At 46.1% G+C, this 17,006-nt stretch carries 20 protein-coding genes; 17 read left to right on the top strand and 3 right to left on the bottom strand.

Annotated features, from left to right (window positions below; translation table 11 throughout):
- Positions 1-186 precede the first annotated feature (186 nt).
- The gene (gene mscL, locus A3GW_RS0107185; protein ID WP_018368610.1) at positions 187-552 is read right to left on the bottom strand and encodes a large conductance mechanosensitive channel protein MscL; all 366 of its coding nucleotides are present in this window, start codon (positions 550-552) and stop codon (positions 187-189) included.
- A 93-nt stretch (positions 553-645) separates the two neighbouring features.
- The gene (locus tag A3GW_RS10950) at positions 646-2,358 is read right to left on the bottom strand and encodes a hypothetical protein (RefSeq protein WP_018368609.1); all 1,713 of its coding nucleotides are present in this window, start codon (positions 2,356-2,358) and stop codon (positions 646-648) included.
- A 92-nt stretch (positions 2,359-2,450) separates the two neighbouring features.
- Between A3GW_RS10950 and A3GW_RS0107175 the strand changes: the two genes are divergently transcribed.
- The 14 genes from A3GW_RS0107175 (at position 2,451) to glyA (ending at position 13,726) form a co-directional block, all read left to right on the top strand.
- A complete protein-coding gene (locus tag A3GW_RS0107175; protein ID WP_018368608.1) occupies positions 2,451-3,377 on the top strand; it encodes a glycosyltransferase family 2 protein in 927 nt (308 codons plus the stop codon).
- A 55-nt stretch (positions 3,378-3,432) separates the two neighbouring features.
- The gene (rfbD, locus tag A3GW_RS0107170; protein WP_018368607.1) at positions 3,433-4,284 is read left to right on the top strand and encodes a dTDP-4-dehydrorhamnose reductase; all 852 of its coding nucleotides are present in this window, start codon (positions 3,433-3,435) and stop codon (positions 4,282-4,284) included.
- Between the two features lie 116 nt (positions 4,285-4,400).
- Positions 4,401-5,609, top strand: coding sequence for an efflux RND transporter periplasmic adaptor subunit (locus A3GW_RS0107165; protein WP_018368606.1), 1,209 nt, complete (start codon positions 4,401-4,403; stop codon positions 5,607-5,609).
- Positions 5,596-6,291, top strand: coding sequence for an ABC transporter ATP-binding protein (locus A3GW_RS0107160; RefSeq protein ID WP_018368605.1), 696 nt, complete (start codon positions 5,596-5,598; stop codon positions 6,289-6,291). The genes A3GW_RS0107165 and A3GW_RS0107160 overlap by 14 nt, the downstream gene beginning before the upstream one ends.
- Before the next feature lie 9 nt (positions 6,292-6,300).
- A complete protein-coding gene (locus A3GW_RS0107155) occupies positions 6,301-7,560 on the top strand; it encodes an ABC transporter permease (protein ID WP_018368604.1) in 1,260 nt (419 codons plus the stop codon).
- A gap of 125 nt (positions 7,561-7,685) precedes the next feature.
- Entirely contained in the window at positions 7,686-7,958 is a 273-nt protein-coding gene (gene rpsP / locus A3GW_RS0107150) for a 30S ribosomal protein S16 (RefSeq protein WP_018368603.1), read from the top strand.
- A 12-nt stretch (positions 7,959-7,970) separates the two neighbouring features.
- A complete protein-coding gene (locus A3GW_RS0107145) occupies positions 7,971-8,210 on the top strand; it encodes a KH domain-containing protein (protein ID WP_018368602.1) in 240 nt (79 codons plus the stop codon).
- 103 nt (positions 8,211-8,313) lie between these two features.
- Positions 8,314-8,883: a thymidine kinase gene (locus A3GW_RS0107140; RefSeq protein WP_026216641.1), complete on the top strand. Its 570-nt coding sequence runs from the start codon at positions 8,314-8,316 to the stop codon at positions 8,881-8,883.
- Positions 8,884-8,885: 2 nt separating this feature from the next.
- Positions 8,886-9,965, top strand: coding sequence for a peptide chain release factor 1 (prfA, locus tag A3GW_RS0107135; RefSeq protein WP_018368600.1), 1,080 nt, complete (start codon positions 8,886-8,888; stop codon positions 9,963-9,965).
- Positions 9,965-10,795: a peptide chain release factor N(5)-glutamine methyltransferase gene (gene prmC / locus A3GW_RS0107130; protein WP_018368599.1), complete on the top strand. Its 831-nt coding sequence runs from the start codon at positions 9,965-9,967 to the stop codon at positions 10,793-10,795. Before prfA ends, prmC begins: the two co-directional genes overlap by 1 nt.
- Complete coding sequence (locus tag A3GW_RS0107125; RefSeq protein ID WP_018368598.1) at positions 10,788-11,387, top strand: L-threonylcarbamoyladenylate synthase; 600 nt, start codon at positions 10,788-10,790, stop codon at positions 11,385-11,387. The genes prmC and A3GW_RS0107125 overlap by 8 nt, the downstream gene beginning before the upstream one ends.
- Before the next feature lies 1 nt (position 11,388).
- Entirely contained in the window at positions 11,389-11,835 is a 447-nt protein-coding gene (locus A3GW_RS0107120) for a GNAT family N-acetyltransferase (RefSeq protein ID WP_018368597.1), read from the top strand.
- A complete protein-coding gene (locus tag A3GW_RS0107115; RefSeq protein ID WP_018368596.1) occupies positions 11,832-12,476 on the top strand; it encodes a YdcF family protein in 645 nt (214 codons plus the stop codon). Before A3GW_RS0107120 ends, A3GW_RS0107115 begins: the two co-directional genes overlap by 4 nt.
- A complete protein-coding gene (gene glyA / locus A3GW_RS0107110) occupies positions 12,473-13,726 on the top strand; it encodes a serine hydroxymethyltransferase (RefSeq protein WP_018368595.1) in 1,254 nt (417 codons plus the stop codon). The genes A3GW_RS0107115 and glyA overlap by 4 nt, the downstream gene beginning before the upstream one ends.
- A 100-nt stretch (positions 13,727-13,826) precedes the next feature.
- On the opposite strand, the gene A3GW_RS0107105 is transcribed toward glyA, so the two are convergent.
- Positions 13,827-14,450, bottom strand: a complete 624-nt coding sequence (locus A3GW_RS0107105) for a cysteine hydrolase family protein (protein WP_018368593.1) — start codon at positions 14,448-14,450, stop codon at positions 13,827-13,829.
- A gap of 129 nt (positions 14,451-14,579) precedes the next feature.
- Here A3GW_RS0107105 and A3GW_RS0107100 point away from each other — a divergent pair, with 129 nt between their 5' ends.
- From A3GW_RS0107100 to A3GW_RS0107090, 3 genes are all read left to right on the top strand, one after another.
- A complete protein-coding gene (locus tag A3GW_RS0107100) occupies positions 14,580-15,161 on the top strand; it encodes a TetR/AcrR family transcriptional regulator (protein WP_083907128.1) in 582 nt (193 codons plus the stop codon).
- Between the two features lie 256 nt (positions 15,162-15,417).
- A complete protein-coding gene (locus tag A3GW_RS0107095) occupies positions 15,418-16,392 on the top strand; it encodes a nucleoid-associated protein (RefSeq protein WP_018368591.1) in 975 nt (324 codons plus the stop codon).
- A complete protein-coding gene (locus A3GW_RS0107090) occupies positions 16,392-17,006 on the top strand; it encodes a lysozyme family protein (protein ID WP_018368590.1) in 615 nt (204 codons plus the stop codon). The genes A3GW_RS0107095 and A3GW_RS0107090 overlap by 1 nt, the downstream gene beginning before the upstream one ends.

Here is a 17,006-nt window from a genome sequence, read left to right as displayed (position 1 = left end):
GGGGAAAGAGGTCTGTCTTTAGATGAGATTATGGTCTGTGCTAGCTAAACATATTAGTCAGTTGGAGAAAAAACAGTGACCACTCTCTGTTTGATTTAGAACTATAAAAAGCGTTTTGTAAAAAAAAGACTCGGCAGCTGAGCGGTCGTTTGACCACTTAACCTTTCCGAATCTTTAGTATTAATTTTAGGCTTGTTTTTTCAACAAGTCACGAATTTCAATCAAGAGTTCTTCTTGAGTTGGACCAGCAGGTGCCTCTTCTTTTTTAGGCAATGCTTTTTCAGCTGCCTTAACGATGAAGAAGAGGATCGTACCAACAACCAAGAAGTTAATCACAGCGCTCAAGAATGAACCGTAGGCAACACCGTTCCAAGAAAGTTGAGCGATTTTCTCAACACCAGCAGCTTTGAGGGCTGGGTTAAGAATAAGTGGGGTGATAACATTTTCAATCAGTGAGTCAATGATGGCTTTGAAGGCCGCACCGATGATAACTGCTACTGCAAGGTTAAGGACATCGCCTTTGAACAAAAATGCTTTTAATTCTTTAAACATGTAAAGAAACTCCTTTTCAATTTTCTACCTAACGAGTATACCCTTTTTAGCGTGAAATAGCAACAAATATGCCTAGTGATTGCGAGGATATTTTCAGAAAAACGTTTTCGTTTGCAGTTTGTTTTTCATTTTCATGAGAATAGCTGAGCAGACAAGACCGAACCAACCAATCAAACTGCCCCAAATAGCAGGATAAAGAGAGCTATTTGGCTGGTAGGTCAGGGTAAGATTATTCTCGCCGACTTGAGACATGACTGTCGGTGTACCGATAGGACTGAGCTGCTCAGGTGTTAGAGGAAGCGCTTGGCCATTGAGCTTTGTTTGAGTACCAGAGTAGATAATGACAGGAAGGTGAATCGGTTTTTCAGCATCTGATGTCCAAGATAGTAGCAGTTGCCCATTCTGCTTTGTTTTTTCAACCAGATAATCTTGGTCGATAACGAGTTTTTCGTAGAGTTTGTACCTGTTCTCCTTGGTCTGATGGTAGAGTGGGAGATAGTCGGGGGTTGATTTGACGGCCAAGGTTAAAAATCTTTCGAGGTCAGCACTGTGTAGACTTTGTCGGACCTCGTCAGCACTGCCTAATAGCTTGGTGTGTTTTCGTAGTTGAATAGGCGTGTCAGTTTCATATTGGCCAGCAATGATGTCATACTCTTCTTGAATATTTTGGTAGGCGCCAGCTAGGGTCAAACAAGCGATAAAGCCGATAATCAGTTTTTTCCATCGGTTGAGAATGGTTAGACCTTGCCCAAAGACAAGGAGAAAGAGAGGTGTGGCAATCAGGAAAAAGCGAAAAGGAAACTGGATTAACTCAACTAGTTTAATATTTTTTCCACTCAGGCTGTCCCAGGGGAATAAGCTACTTGATAGACCGAACATGATGAGAAAGGCAAGAAGGCTCAGATGATAAAGAGGTGAAGCCTTTTTCTTTATGGCTAGAACAGTCAGAGGTAACTGAGCCATCAGTAAGTAAGCTAGTCCGACAGGTTGAAACAAGAGGACAATGCTGCTGCGGTCAATAGTGCTTTCAGGTAGACGCTTATTGATAAAGGGCTGAATCAACTCATTAGCTTGTCCCAAAATGATGAGCGGTAGCCAAACATTAGCCGTTAGCAGGAGACAAAGACCGATGGCTGTCATCACCTGCTTCAGGAAAACCCATTTTCTTGGACTGGTCAAAAAAGCATGGGCAAAAAATGGGATGAAAGTCAGGACGAGGAGCAAGGTGCTCAAGGTATGGATTTGCAGCATGAGAGCAACTGCCACAGCAAGGGTTAGGGGCTTGACCTGTTTGGTTTGCAGGGTAGTGATAGCGGGCAAGAGACACCAAGGAAAGAAAGCTACACCCCAGCTAGAAAAACCTTGACGGATGCTCCAGTATTGAACAGCAAATGTTGTTAAGAAAAATAAGGCTAGTACCAAAGCGAGCCATTGTTCAACTTTTGCTTGGCGTAGTAAACGGTACATCCCACTGCCTGCTATAAGACTGAGCAAGAGACGCGACAGGAGTTGATACTTAAACCATGTGCCGCTGATGAGAAGAAGACCACCTTGCAGGTAAGCAAAAAAAGGACCGTACAAGGCATTGACAATCCGTCCTGATTGCTGGTAACCAAAGGTGCTGATAAAGTAATCAAACTCCCCTGTTTTTAATTGCATGGCGGTGTCATAAAAGCGATTGTAGTGGAAAATAGCATCTGATCCAACAATAGTCGCTTGAGTGGCAATCTGTGCCCAGAGAAAAAGGACTGAAAATCCTAAGATAATGAGTAGAGGGAAAAGAGACGGAGAGAATTTTTTACACATGTTTTAACTTTCTATGGTATAATAGGACGATTGATTGGTTAACTGTAAGCATTGTTAACCTTTATTATACCATAGGAAAGTTAGACCAGACAATGAAAACATTAGCTGTCATCGTGCCCTGTTATAACGAGCAAGAAACCTTACGCCCATTTCTAGCAACCTGTCAGCGGGTAGAGCAAGAGTTAGCTGACCGTGTGCGGTTTTCTTATTATTTTATCAATGATGGCTCAAAAGACCAGACCTTGGCTCTTTTGCGAGAGCTGGCTGGGCAGTTTGCCAATGTAAACTACCTGTCCTTTTCGAGAAATTTTGGTAAGGAAGCAGCGCTCTTGGCTGGTCTCGAGGCGTGTTGTGAGGACTTGGTGACCGTTATGGATGCTGATCTGCAGGATCCGCCTGAACTTCTGGTGGAAATGGTGAACAAGATTGACCAAGGCTACGATGTAGTGGGGACTAGACGAGCTGATCGCAAAGGTGAGCCTCCGATTCGTTCTTTTTTTGCTAAAACCTTTTATTACCTGATTAATAAGGTCTCTGAGACAGAGATGGTTGATGGGGCGCGTGATTTCCGTCTCATGACCCGCCAGGTGGTTGACAGCATCTTGGAACTTGGCGAGGTCAATCGATTTTCTAAAGGTCTCTTTTCTTGGGTCGGCTATGACGTGACTTATATTTCCTATGAGAACCGTGAACGGGTAGCTGGGGAGACATCTTGGAACTTTATGAGCTTGCTCAAGTATTCTATTGATGGTTTCATCAACTTTTCAGATGCTCCTTTGAGCTTAGCGATTTGGGCTGGGGTTTCCTCGTTTGGGCTGTCAATTGTTGGGATTATTATTGTTGTGCTTAAGAAGTTACTCTTTGGTGATCCTGTGGCAGGTTGGGCGAGCTTGGTCACTATTATCCTCTTTATCGGAGGGATTCAGTTGCTCTGTTTAGGGATTATTGGGAAATACATCGCCAAGATATTCCTTGAAACCAAAAAACGCCCTGTTTATATTGTTAAAGAAAAGGGCTGATTTTTGCCTAAATTTAGTGTAAAATAGAATTAAGATAATTAAAGGAGATCATCTGATGATTTTAGTAACAGGTGCCAAAGGGCAACTCGGGACAGAGCTCTGCCATTTGTTGGATGAACGACAAGAAACCTATGTGGCGGTGGATGTGGCGGAGATGGACATCACCAAGTGGGAACAAGTGGATGCTGTTTTTGCGGACGTCAAGCCAAGTGTGGTTTACCACTGTGCGGCCTATACGGCGGTCGATGCTGCAGAAGACGAGGGCAAGGAACTCAACTATGCTGTCAATGTGACAGGGACAGAAAACATCGCCAGAGCAGCGAATAAATACGATGCGACCTTGATTTACATCTCGACAGACTATGTTTTTGATGGGCAAAAGCCAGTCGGAGAGGAGTGGCTGGAGCAAGACACGCCTGACCCGCAAACTGAGTACGGGCGGACCAAGCGCTTGGGCGAGGAGGCTGTTGAGCAACTGGCTAGCAAATTCTATATCATTAGAACGGCTTGGGTGTTTGGTAATTACGGGAAGAACTTTGTGTTCACCATGCAGAATTTGGCGAAAAGTCGTTCACAGTTAACGGTCGTTAATGACCAGCACGGTCGTCCGACTTGGACACGGACGCTGGCTGAGTTCATGGTCTATGCTGTGGACAAGGCTATTCCTTACGGTTATTATCACCTCTCTAATGATGCGACAGAGGATACGACCTGGTATGATTTTGCACAGGAAATCTTAAAAGATACTGACGTTGAGGTCTTGCCTGTGGATTCCAGCCAGTTCCCAGCCAAGGCCAAGCGTCCACTCAACTCAACCATGAGCTTAGCGAAAACTAAGGCGACAGGATTTGTCATTCCAACCTGGCAAGAAGCTTTAGAAGCCTTTTATCAACAAGAAGTGAAGTAAACGTTTAACTGGGGTAACCCAGTTTTTTATATACTTAATGGTAAGGTTTTCACTTGACAAAAAGAGGGCATCGTTCTATAATTGTCCTAAATAAAAAACACAAAAGGAGAGTTGCTATGACAACAAAGAAAAAGAACCCTTTTCAGATGTCTAAAAAAACATGGGGCATCGTTGCAGGTCTGATAGGAGTGACTGTTTTAGGAGGATACTTTCTGCTAGGTCGTGGATCAGCAGGGCAGGGTCAAGAGATGGTAGAGCCCTATCAGATTGCCCAAGTCACTGAAGGTTCAATTGCCTCTTCTAAATTGCTCACAGGGACAGTTAAGGCGTTGAGTGAGCAGAAACTTTACTTCGATAGCAGTAAGGGTGAGATTTCAGAATTTCATATCAATGTTGGCGATAAAGTAACAGTTGGTCAACCCTTGGTGCAATATTCCACCAAAACTGCTCAAGCAGCCTACGATCAAGCCGTCCGTGCGCTCAACAAAATCGGTCGTCAGATTTACGATTTAAGGACCTATGGTTTGCCTGCAACTGAAACCGTCAACGAAGACGGCAGTGTTAGCAGCAATGTGGCAGAAGTCCAACGAAGTGCAGATAATCAGTTGGCAGACCTAAACGATGCTTATGCTAGTGCCCAGCAGGATGTTGACAAAGCTAAGGAAGCGTTGGATAAGCTCCTTGAAACGAGTAAAGTAGAGGGCACTGTTGTCGAGGTCAATCGTTCCATTGACCCGTCAAAAACAGGGGGACAGGTGGTTGTTCACATTGTTAGTGAAGGACAATTGCAGGTTGAAGGCATGCTGACGGAATATGATTTAGCAACAACTGCTGTTGATCAAGACGTCAAATTGACCTCAAAAGTTTTCCCTGATAAATCTTGGTCAGGAAAAATCAGCTACATCTCTAATTATCCTTCTGAAAGCGACGCTTCAACCCCATCAACTGGGACAGGAAATTCAGCAAATTACCCCTTCAAAGTTGACTTTATAGGGGACACAGCTGGCTTAAAACAAGGTTTCAAAGTTAATATTGAAGTGACCAATAAGGCAGTGAATAAGCTGGTTCCGACCGGTGCCATCGTCGCTGAGGGAGAACAGTCTTACGTTTGGATTTATGATAAGGCAACCGGCAAATTGTCAAAGGCGACGGTTAGTCTAGGACGTTCTGATGCCCTCAATCAGGAAGTCACTGAAGGTCTGGAAACAGAACAGACGGTCATCGCTAACCCAAGTCCAGAGTTTAAGGATGGTCAGACACTGAAACCTGAAGAGGTTATTGACCTGTCTGACTTTGGAACGGAGGCCTCTAGTGATAAGCAATAAACAACTGATTTCTCTTCATCAAATTACGAAAAGCTACCGCAATGGTGATGAGGCCTTGCAGGTGTTAAAGGGGATTGATTTAACCGTGGAAGAGGGGGAATTTTTAGCCATTATGGGACCTTCTGGATCGGGGAAATCAACTCTGATGAATATCATTGGGTTGTTAGATCGTCCGACCTCAGGTGAGTATGAACTCAATGGCACCCAGGTCGATGATCTCACTGAAAAGGAACAATCGCAGGTGCGTAATCAGGAAATTGGCTTTGTTTTTCAGCAGTTTTTCCTCTTAGCGAAGCTTGATGCTTTGCAAAATGTCGAGTTACCCCTTATCTATGCAGGTGTTCCTAGCAGCAAAAGACAGGAATTGGCCCTAAGCTATCTTGAAAAAGTAGAATTAGGGGATCGTGTGAAGCATTTGCCGTCTGAATTATCAGGTGGTCAGAAACAACGGGTTGCCATCGCACGAGCTCTGGTCAATAATCCTTCAATCATCTTAGCTGATGAGCCGACAGGTGCGCTGGATACCAAAACAGGTGAGCAGATTATGGCACTGTTGACAGCCTTAAATAATGAAGGTAAAACCATCGTTATGGTTACTCATGAGCCAGAAATTGCAGCTTATGCTAAACGTGTCATCGTCCTACGCGATGGTGAAATCACTGAAGATAGACAAAATCGTTAAGGAGGTCTCATGGAAAATTGGAAATTTGCCCTCTCATCGATTTTAGGGCACAAACTACGCTCCTTTCTTACCATGTTGGGGATTATCATCGGTGTAGCTTCGGTCGTTGTTATCATGGCACTGGGAAATGGGATGCAAACGTCTGTCACCAACAGTTTTTCGCAGGATAAGCAGGACATCAACATCTATTATGAACCTAAACCTGAGGAAGCAGACGGCGAAATCAGTTTTGGTCTCTCAGTTTTTACGGCGACTGAGAGTGTCCCTGTAACCCCACCACCGATTACTGATTCGCTGATGCAACAGTTGGTTGAGCGTGTTGAGGGGGTGGAAAACTATTATTTGACAAACAATACCATGTCCACCGTCGAGTTCAGGAATAAAAAAGCTGAAAATGTCAACATCACTGGGATCAATGAAACTTATTTTGATGTCAAAAAATATGATATTTTAGCAGGTCGACGGTTTGAAAAGGCTGACTACCGCCAGTTTGCCCGTGTCATGATGCTAGATACCAAGTTAGCTGTCAAACTCTTTGGCTCGAACGAAGAAGCCCTCAACCGTGTGGTTTCTGTAGGTGAAAAATCTTATCTGGTGGTCGGGGTCTATGAGGATCCTAATGCGGGAACAGATTTGTTTGCCTTTAATTCAGGTGGTAATGCGGTGATGGCTAATAGTCAGCTGGCTGCTGAGTACGGTTTAGACGAAGCGTCAAGCATCTACGTCCATGTGTCGGATGTGGCGAGATCTTCTGAAATTGGTCAAGCAGCCGCAGATCAATTGACGCAATTGACAGGTGTAACAGAAGGACGTTACAATATTTTTGATTTGAGTCAGATTACGGAACAAATCAATCAAGTTTACGGCATTATGACGGCAGTTATCGGGTCTATTGCAGGGATTTCTCTGCTTGTTGGGGGTATCGGTGTGATGAACATCATGCTGGTATCTGTGACAGAGCGGACGCGGGAAATCGGCTTACGTAAGGCTTTAGGAGCTACTCGTGGCAATATCATGATGCAATTCTTGATTGAAGCCATGGTGCTAACGTTGCTGGGCGGTTTGATTGGTTTATTGATGGCTTACGGCATCGTCGGTGTCATCAATGCGACTGCTAGCGCCATGCTGGACGGTGTAGCGGTGTCGGTTTCTCTTCCGATTGCCATCGGTAGCATGCTCTTTTCAGCCTTTATCGGTGTCCTATTTGGTCTCTTGCCAGCCAATAAAGCCAGCAAGTTGGATCCGATTGAAGCTCTACGGTATGAGTAAAAAAATATTTTTACGGTGTCAAGTTTTTTTCTTGACACCTGATTTTTTTATGGTAGAATAGTTAAAGTAAGGTTATAGCTCTGCTATTGACCTCAAAAAAGAAATAGAAAAGAGATTAGTTAAAAATGGCAGTAAAAATCCGTTTAACACGTATGGGTTCTAAGAAGAAACCTTTCTACCGTATCAACGTTGCAGATTCACGTTCACCACGTGATGGTCGTTTCATCGAAACTGTTGGTACTTACAACCCACTTGTGGCTGAGAACCAAGTAACCATCAAAGAAGACCGTGTGCTTGAGTGGTTGGCAAATGGTGCACAACCGTCTGACACTGTGCGTAGCTTGTTGTCTAAAGCTGGTGTTCTTCAAAAATTCCACGAGCAAAAATTTTCAAAATAATGGGTTGAGCCTATGGACACAATAGAAAATCTTATTATTGCGATTGTGAAGCCTTTACTGTCGCAACCAGACGCCTTTAGCATTAAGATTGAAGATACACCAGAATTCTTGGAGTATCACCTTGATTTGGATCAGCAGGATATTGGTCGTATCATCGGTCGAAAAGGTCGCACGATTACAGCGATAAGGACGATTGTCTATTCTGTTCCAACCCAAGGCAAAAAAGTAAGACTTGTCATTGATGAAAAGTAGTTCCTATCGGAACTGCTTTTTCTTGTCCTTGGGCTGATTTTTGATGAAAAAAAGAGTGAATTATGCTAAAATGAGGAGAATAAAGATTTAGATGGGAGCTGTGATGGCACAGTTATACTATAAATACGGCACCATGAATTCTGGTAAAACGATTGAGATTCTCAAGGTTGCCCACAATTACGAGGAGCAGAGCAAGCCTGTGGTTATTATGACATCAGCCTTGGATGTTCGTGATGCATTTGGTGTTGTATCTAGTCGGATTGGCATGCGACGTGAAGCGGTACCGATTACAGATGATATGGATGTCTATGCTTATATTGAAAATCTACCTGAAAAACCTTATTGTGTCTTGATTGATGAGAGTCAGTTCTTGACCAAGCAGCATGTCTACGACTTTGCTCGTGTGGTCGATGATCTTCATGTGCCTGTCATGGCTTTTGGGCTTAAAAATGATTTTCGTAATGAGCTCTTTGAAGGGTCAAAATACCTCTTGCTCTTAGCAGATAAGATTGATGAAATTAAGACGATTTGCCAGTATTGCTCCAAAAAAGCGACCATGGTTTTACGTACGGTGCATGGCAAGCCCGTCTATGAAGGTGAACAAATCCAAATCGGTGGTAATGAAACCTATATTCCTGTTTGCCGTAAGCATTATTTTAATCCAGGAGAATAACGATGAATATCTACGATCAATTACAGGCGGTGGAAGACCGCTATGAAGAGTTAGGCGAGTTGCTCAGTGACCCAGAGGTGGTTTCTGACACCAAACGCTTTATGGAATTGTCTCGCGAAGAGGCAAACACGCGTGAAACGGTCGCTGCCTACCGTGAGTATAAGGCGACTATCCAAGCCATCGCCGATGCAGAAGAGATGATTAAAGAAGCAGGTGGCGACAAGGATTTAGAGGAAATGGCTAAAGAAGAGCTCAAAGAGAGCAAGGCTGCCAAGGAAGCCCTCGAAGAGCGCCTGAAAATCTTGCTCTTGCCTAAAGACCCGAATGACGATAAAAACATCATCTTGGAAATCCGTGGTGCAGCAGGTGGTGACGAGGCTGCCCTCTTTGCTGGTGATCTTCTAGCCATGTACCAGAAGTTCTCCGAAAGCCAAGGCTGGCGCTTTGAAATCATGGAAACGTCTTATAACGGCGTTGGTGGTATCAAAGAAGTCGTGGCCATGGTATCAGGACAATCGGTCTATTCCAAGCTCAAGTATGAGTCTGGTGCCCACCGTGTGCAACGTGTCCCTGTGACCGAAAGCCAAGGGCGTGTCCATACCTCAACAGCGACGGTTCTTATCATGCCTGAAATCGAAGACGTCGAGTACGATATTGACCCCAAAGACCTCCGTATCGACATCTACCATGCCTCTGGTGCGGGTGGTCAGAACGTCAATAAGGTGGCAACGGCTGTCCGTATCGTTCACTTACCGACCAACATCAAGGTCGAGATGCAGGAAGAGCGGACCCAGCAGAAGAACCGTGAGAAGGCCATGAAGATTATCCGTGCCCGTGTGGCGGATCATTTTGCCCAGATTGCCCAAGACGAGCAGGATGCGGAGCGCAAGTCTACCATCGGTACAGGTGACCGTTCAGAACGCATTCGCACCTACAATTTCCCGCAGAACCGTGTCACCGACCACCGTATCGGTCTGACCCTGCAAAAGCTGGATACGATTTTATCTGGGAAGATGGACGAAGTGGTGGACGCGCTCGTTCTCTACGACCAGACCCAAAAACTGGAAAAGTTGGCCAACTAATGCGGCTGGGACAGGTCTTGTCTTCTTTGGAAGACCAAGTAGAAGCTGCAGGAGCAGAGCGAGCTACTCTCGCCTACGTCTTTCGTGAGCTTAAGGGCTGGAGTTTGACCGACTTGGTTTTGCAGCTGTCACAGCCAATCACGCCAGCAGACGAGGCTCTCTTGACCGAGCTGGCGGACAAACTCAGCCAGCATCTTCCCGCCCAGCACCTGACCGGACGCGCCTACTTTCGAGAGTTGACGCTCTTGGTGGACAGCCGTGTCCTCATTCCTCGTCCTGAGACGGAGGAGTTGGTCGATTTGATTCTTTTGGAAAATAGCAGAGCAGACTTGCGGGTTCTGGATTTGGGGACAGGCAGCGGTGCTATTGCCCTTTCCCTCAAGCAAGCTAGAGAAGATTGGCAGGTGACGGCGAGTGATTTGTCAGCCGATGCTCTGGCAGTCGCTCGTGAAAATGCCCAGCAGCACGACCTTGCGGTTACCTTTGTCCAGTCAGATGTCTACGATGGGTTACCTGAGACCTATGATCTCATCGTCTCCAATCCTCCCTACATTGCTTATGCAGACCTGCATGAGGTCGGAGAGAACGTCTTGCGCTATGAGCCGCATACCGCTCTTTTTGCCGAAGAAGAAGGATTGGCCATTTATCGACAAATCTTGAGAGATGCCCAGCAGCACCTGACACCAGATGGCAAGATTTATCTGGAAATTGGCTATAAGCAGGGTCAAGCGCTAAAAGCCTTAGCTCAGCAGTATTTACCCGATAAGCGCGTGCGGGTCTTGACAGACAGCTACGGCAAAGACAGAATGGTGGTGATGGATAATGGCTGATTTGGGTCAGGTTTTAGAAAGTGGCGGGGCAGTCGTCCTGCCGACTGAGACGGTTTACGGGCTCTTTGCCAAGGCACTGGATGAAGAGGCTGTGGATCAGGTCTATGCCCTCAAGCAACGCCCTCGAGACAAGGCACTCAATCTGAATGTCTCAAATCCGAACGATATTCGAAAATTCAGTCAAAACCAGCCTGTTTTTTTAGAAAAGCTGTATAATGAGTTTATGCCAGGACCGTTGACCATCATCTTAGAAGCCAACGACCGAGTGCCACACTGGGTCAACTCTGGTCTGGGAACAGTCGGTTTTCGGGTTCCCAATCATCCTGTGACCCTAGACATGATTGCCCAGCATGGACCATTGATCGGTCCTTCTGCCAATCGGTCAGGGCAAGCCAGTGGCGTCTCTTTCGAGCACATCATGGCAGAGTTTGAGGGTCAAGTGACAGGCTACGCAGATGATGCTGCCCTGACAGGGCAGGACTCGACCATTCTGGATTTGTCTGGTGACAGAGCGACCATTTTACGACAAGGCGCCATCACCAAGGCACAACTGCTTGAAGTTGTGCCAGAGTTGAACTTTGAGGAGGATTAGTATGCTCAGATGTTTACACGATAACGATGTCTCACAACTGTCGATTATCAATGATTTGGCGTTAGGGTATTCTTTTTCAGAAGAGGAGACTGCCCAGCAATTAACTAAATTATCGACAGACGATCACCATTTTCTGCTTGGCTATGGCGACCCTGAAACAGAAGAGCTCTTAGGCTATGTTCATGCTCAAATCTATGAAAGTTTGTACTCGCAGACAGGTTTTAATGTCTTGGCTCTGGCAGTTCATCCTGAACATCAAGGGAAGGGAATCGGTCGGTGCTTAATGGCAGGTTTAGAGGATGAAGCTAAGGCTAGGGGATATGCCTTCATCCGCCTGAATTCAGCTTCACATCGTCTGGAGGCGCATGAATTTTACCGCAGGATTGGCTATGATGGGGATAAGACGCAGCTGCGGTTTATCAAGATTTTTCAAAAGGAGAACGGATGATTGAACGTGAACCAGATGTGCCTGAGTTGACCACAGATGACATGGCCTTGCTGACGGAGGCGGTCTTTGGGCAAAATCAGTTGCCTCAGGTCTGTGACTTGGGCTTTATCTTTTCGAGCACCCACCCCTTGCATTGGGAGAAGGCTGTCGAGGCTTATCGCCAGGGCTATGTTAGCCAGTTTTTAGTGACGGGCGGTCGAAGCAAGACAGGACAGGCTCATCCTGATTGGCCAGGCGGTGAGCGGACAGAGGCTGAGGTCATCATCGAGCACTTGGTGGCTGGGGGCGTTCCACGGCAGGCCATTCTGCATGAGAACCAATCGACCAATTCCTTGGAAAATGTCCTGTTTGCTAAGGATTTGATTGATTTTTCACGTGTTAAGAGCATTTTGGTGATTTGCAAGAGCCATGTGGCAGGGCGGCAGCTACGAACCCTAGCCCAGCATCTTCCAGATGCTATTGACCTCGTCTCTTATCCCTTTGATACCGCTTATAAAGGACAGATAATTCGTCGGTCAGACTGGATGACCTCTGACATCGGCCGCCGACGGGTCTGGGGAGAATACCTGCGCCTGATTCGCTACGGAGAACTGGGGCATTTGAAACCATTGGATAACCAACTTAAAGGAGTACACTTATGATTTTTGACAAGGAAGACTATAAAGCCTTTGATACCGACCTTTGGTCAGCTATCGAAGCAGAGGAGAAGCGCCAGCAAAACAACATCGAGCTGATTGCCTCTGAAAACGTGGTGTCTAAGGCTGTTATGGCAGCCCAGGGCACCCTATTGACCAACAAATACGCCGAAGGCTACCCTGGCAAGCGCTACTATGGCGGCACAGACTGCGTGGACGTGGTGGAAAATCTGGCGATCGAGCGAGCGAAGGAAATTTTCGGCGCCAAGTTTGCTAATGTGCAGCCCCACTCAGGTAGTCAGGCCAACGCAGCGGCCTACATGGCGCTGATTGAGACGGGGGACACGGTGATGGGCATGGACTTGTCCGCTGGTGGCCACCTCACTCATGGGGCGACAGTGAGCTTTTCGGGCAAACAGTATAATTTTGTCCACTACACGGTTGACCCTGAGACCCACCTCCTCGACTACGATGCCATTCTGGAGCAAGCCAAGGCCGTACAGCCTAAGCTTATCGTGGCAGGAGCGTCCGCCTATTCGCGGGTGATTGACTTTGCTCGTTTTAGGGAAATCGCTGACGCGGTTGGTGCTTACTTGGTCGTGGACATGGCACACATTGCTGGTCTGGTGGCGTCTGGCCATCACCCAAGCCCAGTACCGCATGCTCACATCACGACGACCACCACCCACAAGACCCTACGAGGCCCTCGTGGCGGCTTAATCTTGACCAATGATGAGGGCATCGCTAAGAAAATCAACTCTGCTATCTTCCCAGGTTTGCAGGGTGGGCCTCTCATGCATGTTATTGCTGCCAAGGCAGTTGCCTTTAAGGAAGTTCTGGATCCTGCCTTCAAGACCTACGGCGAGCAGGTCATCAAAAACACCCGTGCCATGGCAGAGGTCTTTCTCAAGCATGATAAGTTTAAGGTCATCTCAGGTGGGACAGATAACCATCTCTTCTTAGTGGACGTGACTGGCGTGGTTGAGAGTGGCAAGGTTGCCCAGCACCTGTTGGACGAGGTTAATATCACCCTCAATAAGAACTCGATTCCTTTTGAAACCCTATCACCCTTCCAGACCTCTGGTATCCGTATTGGCTCACCAGCCATCACCAGTCGTGGTCTCGGTGAAGCAGAAGCGACCAAGATTGCCGAGCTCATTATCAAGACCTTGGAAAATGCTGACAAGCCAGACGTGCTTGATCAGGTGCGTGCCGAGGTTAAGGCGATTACGGATGCTTTCCCATTGTATAGCTAGATTGATAGCCTAACATCCCTCTTCAAAGGGGTGTTTTTTAGCGTAAAATTGTTTTTGAAAGCCTAAAAAAACCGAACTGGCTACCAGCTCGGTTTGGTGATTATAGGGCATCAATGACTTCTTCAGTGGTTAGGACTTGGTTAGCAATGTAACCAAAGTTGGTTAGAGCAGCATCGTAAGCTTCTTGACCAGGAGCGCCAATGGCATCTTTTGCCACAATCACGTTAAAGCCTGATTCGATTAATTCACGCATGTGGGAATCCACACAGAGGTTAGCATTCATACCAGCGAGGATGATGGTGTCGATACCGTTTTTGCGCAATTGTAGAGCGAGGTCATTGCTTTCAGGACCGAAAACCTTGTGCGGGCTAGTGAGGATGGTGTCTTCATCCATGAGTTCCTTCATTTCAGGGATAATATCCGCTCCAGAACCTTCCACAACAGGGCTGTATTGGCTGTCACGCCAGAACATTTGGTTTTCAATCATCATGGTTTCGCCAGCAGCTTTGAATTGCCACTTGGTGTCATGTGGGTAGAAGTAGTGCGCAGAGATGAAGCGTTTGTAGCCCTTGTTTTTAGCAACGGCAAATAAGTTAATTAAATTCTCGATGGTATTGACCTTCTCAAGAATGTCTTTTGTAGCCCCAAAGCCTTTACCAGCAGGCTTTAAGAACTCTACTTGTGGGTCAGTAATGACGATGGCAACGTTTTTTGGATTAAACATAAGAATACCTCTTCAATATGATTTTTAGTACCTACCGTTCGGTACAGAAAATAGAATACCAAGAAAAGATCATCTTGTAAAGTATTTGGCTTGAAAAGATGGTATAATTAAAAAAACGGATAAAAAGGGATGAAGATGACAACCAGAGAGAGGATTTTAAAGCAGACCACTGAATTGATTTATCGTCAAGGTTATCTAGCGACATCAATTAGTGATATTATGACAGCCAGTGGGGTTGGTAAGGGGCAACTCTATCATTATTTTGCATCGAAACAGGCTATCGGTCTGGAAGTAGTTACTCAGCTTTTAGGGGAATGGAGAAGTCAGCTCTTAGATGGTATTCTTTCCCAAGAAAATCCTAGACAGGCTCTAGTGGCTATGGTGGATTGGTTTTTTGAGTTTCATCAGAATCAGACGGTGTTCTATGGTTGCCCTTTGGGAAATTTGATTGTCGAGTTATCGGCTCAAGAACCTCATTTTCAGGAATTGCTGAAAGCGTTTATGACTGACTGGGAGGAGGCTCTTGTGTCGGTTTTACAAGCAGCTTATCCCGAACGCTCAAAGGTTGCTTGTCGTGAACAGGCAATTAATCTCCTAGCTAGCCTTCAAGGAGGTGTTGTATTAGTAAAAGTTCACCAAGACCTAGATAGTCTAACTCTGGTTCGTCAACGTTTATTGCAGGACCTCGGCTTGGTGGCAGATAGAAGCTAATGCTTCTTTGACTTTAGCTTGGTCTTTTGAAAATCGTTAGTCCTTAAATGTCGATGATTTTTTGAGATGTCCTCGATTAAACACTTGTGGCAATGGGGTTGTTACAAGTGTTTTTTCATATTATTCCTGCTGTGAGCGTTACCTTTTTTGCCTTGTTTGATACCAGCCTTTATGGTAAAATGGGAGAACAGTTTACTGCTCGGCTATTTTCCAAAAGAGAAAATCTATGAGCTAAAAAATCAAGAAGGAGGCGCATATGGACCTTTATGTGAAGCGGGTCATCATTCACCAATTTAGCCCAGATGATACAGAGCTTCGTTTGGCAGAGCAGCCCTTGGAGTTGACGCCGCGCTTGGATGAATATTTCCGCAAAAAGTTGAGTAAGGTCTTTTCTGATGAGGCAAAGCGCGGGCAGTTTGCCGCCGACAATGCGTTCCTGAGCCTCTTGAGCGATGACCGCTATGAGACCTCTGTCAAGATGGCGCAGCTCTGGAAGGAAGAGTTTGTCATCAGCGACAATCAGAAGACCAATGACTTGGTCTTTTTGGATGTTGACAAGGACGGACAGCCGTATTTTGCCTTCTTGCGCCTGACTCTTAGAGAAAATCTGGTGCACAGCTCGGTAGATAGCGATAAGCCCATTCAGATGACGACCAATAACCTCCCATCGGCAGCTCAAGCGCCGGATGAGGCTCTCATCATCAATCTGGACACTCGTGATTATTACCTGATTGAGAAGCGGATTAAGCACAATGGCGCCTTTGCCAATTATTTCTCTGAAAATCTCCTTGCGGTAGCCCCTGAGCAGTCGGTCAAAAAATCCATCAAGCTCATGGAGCAGACGGCGCAGAAGATTGCGGATAATTTCAATCAGGACGATTTTGCCTTTCAGGGCAAGATGAAATCAGCCCTCCACAAGAGCTTGGAGGCTGGTCATCAGTTGTCGCCTGAGGAGTTGGCTAATCAACTCTTTGATGATAATTTAACTGCTCGGCTGACCTTTGTGGACGAGCTCAAGGAAGCTATCCCAGAGCCGATCAAGCTGACAGACATCGATGCCTCACGCCAGTTGAAAAAGCTGGAAAACCAAAAACTCTCCCTCTCCAACGGCATCGAGCTTCTGGTGCCTAACCATGTTTATGAGGATGCTGACAGCGTGGAATTTATCCAGAACCATGACGGAACCTACTCCATTTTGATCAAAAATATCAAGGACATTGTCAGCAAATAATGTTGAAACGTTTACGACGCTTGATCGTGTTTGTGCTAGTGCTCGGTCTGGGTTTATGGAGTGCCCGAACCTATCTGGCAATCAAGCATGTGTTGACCTATCGTCCCTTAGTGCAGGAAGTCTTGGCTGAAACAGGTAGTCCTGCTGGTCAAGACTTGATTTTATCTATGATATTCACCGAGACCAAGGGTAAGTCTGATGACCTTATCCAGTCCAGTGAGAGTCTGGCTGGTTTACCAGGTCACATCACGGATAATAAAGAGAGCTTGATTCAAGGCATCACTGTTCTGTCTGAGAATTTCGTGGTGGCTGACAACGCTGGCGTTGATGTCTGGACAGCTGTTCAAGCTTATAATTTCGGTACAGCTTACATTGACTATGTGGCTCAGAGGGGTGGGGTGACGACCGTTGACCTAGCCAAAACCTATTCCCGAGAGGTGGTGGCTCCAAGTTTGGGGAATACCGATGGGCAGACTTATCCCTACTACCATCCCGTGTCGATTTGGCATGGAGAACCTATGCTCTTGCGTAATGGGGGCAATTATTACTATGTCAAACAGGTTCAGCTCAACCTCACTTTGATAAAGTTGGTTGCCACTATTGAGGAAAATTGA

The sequence above is a fragment of the Streptococcus entericus DSM 14446 genome, assembly GCF_000380025.1.
Taxonomy (GTDB): Bacteria; Bacillota; Bacilli; order Lactobacillales; family Streptococcaceae; genus Streptococcus; species Streptococcus entericus.
The sequence above is the reverse complement of the archived record's forward strand: the minus strand, read 5'-3'. Positions and strand labels throughout refer to the sequence as shown.

What these genes read in the sequence shown, in the direction of transcription:
- mscL (WP_018368610.1), bottom strand. Translation starts at nt 552, where the DNA reads ATGTTTAAAGAATTAAAAGCATTTTTGTTCAAAGGCGATGTCCTTAAC.
- A3GW_RS10950 (WP_018368609.1), bottom strand. Translation starts at nt 2,358, where the DNA reads ATGTGTAAAAAATTCTCTCCGTCTCTTTTCCCTCTACTCATTATCTTA.
- A3GW_RS0107175 (WP_018368608.1), top strand. Translation starts at nt 2,451, where the DNA reads ATGAAAACATTAGCTGTCATCGTGCCCTGTTATAACGAGCAAGAAACC.
- rfbD (WP_018368607.1), top strand. Translation starts at nt 3,433, where the DNA reads ATGATTTTAGTAACAGGTGCCAAAGGGCAACTCGGGACAGAGCTCTGC.
- A3GW_RS0107165 (WP_018368606.1), top strand. Translation starts at nt 4,401, where the DNA reads ATGACAACAAAGAAAAAGAACCCTTTTCAGATGTCTAAAAAAACATGG.
- A3GW_RS0107155 (WP_018368604.1), top strand. Translation starts at nt 6,301, where the DNA reads ATGGAAAATTGGAAATTTGCCCTCTCATCGATTTTAGGGCACAAACTA.
- rpsP (WP_018368603.1), top strand. Translation starts at nt 7,686, where the DNA reads ATGGCAGTAAAAATCCGTTTAACACGTATGGGTTCTAAGAAGAAACCT.
- A3GW_RS0107145 (WP_018368602.1), top strand. Translation starts at nt 7,971, where the DNA reads ATGGACACAATAGAAAATCTTATTATTGCGATTGTGAAGCCTTTACTG.
- A3GW_RS0107140 (WP_026216641.1), top strand. Translation starts at nt 8,314, where the DNA reads ATGGCACAGTTATACTATAAATACGGCACCATGAATTCTGGTAAAACG.
- prfA (WP_018368600.1), top strand. Translation starts at nt 8,886, where the DNA reads ATGAATATCTACGATCAATTACAGGCGGTGGAAGACCGCTATGAAGAG.
- prmC (WP_018368599.1), top strand. Translation starts at nt 9,965, where the DNA reads ATGCGGCTGGGACAGGTCTTGTCTTCTTTGGAAGACCAAGTAGAAGCT.
- A3GW_RS0107125 (WP_018368598.1), top strand. Translation starts at nt 10,788, where the DNA reads ATGGCTGATTTGGGTCAGGTTTTAGAAAGTGGCGGGGCAGTCGTCCTG.
- A3GW_RS0107120 (WP_018368597.1), top strand. Translation starts at nt 11,389, where the DNA reads ATGCTCAGATGTTTACACGATAACGATGTCTCACAACTGTCGATTATC.
- A3GW_RS0107115 (WP_018368596.1), top strand. Translation starts at nt 11,832, where the DNA reads ATGATTGAACGTGAACCAGATGTGCCTGAGTTGACCACAGATGACATG.
- glyA (WP_018368595.1), top strand. Translation starts at nt 12,473, where the DNA reads ATGATTTTTGACAAGGAAGACTATAAAGCCTTTGATACCGACCTTTGG.
- A3GW_RS0107105 (WP_018368593.1), bottom strand. Translation starts at nt 14,450, where the DNA reads ATGTTTAATCCAAAAAACGTTGCCATCGTCATTACTGACCCACAAGTA.
- A3GW_RS0107100 (WP_083907128.1), top strand. Translation starts at nt 14,580, where the DNA reads ATGAAGATGACAACCAGAGAGAGGATTTTAAAGCAGACCACTGAATTG.
- A3GW_RS0107095 (WP_018368591.1), top strand. Translation starts at nt 15,418, where the DNA reads ATGGACCTTTATGTGAAGCGGGTCATCATTCACCAATTTAGCCCAGAT.
- A3GW_RS0107090 (WP_018368590.1), top strand. Translation starts at nt 16,392, where the DNA reads ATGTTGAAACGTTTACGACGCTTGATCGTGTTTGTGCTAGTGCTCGGT.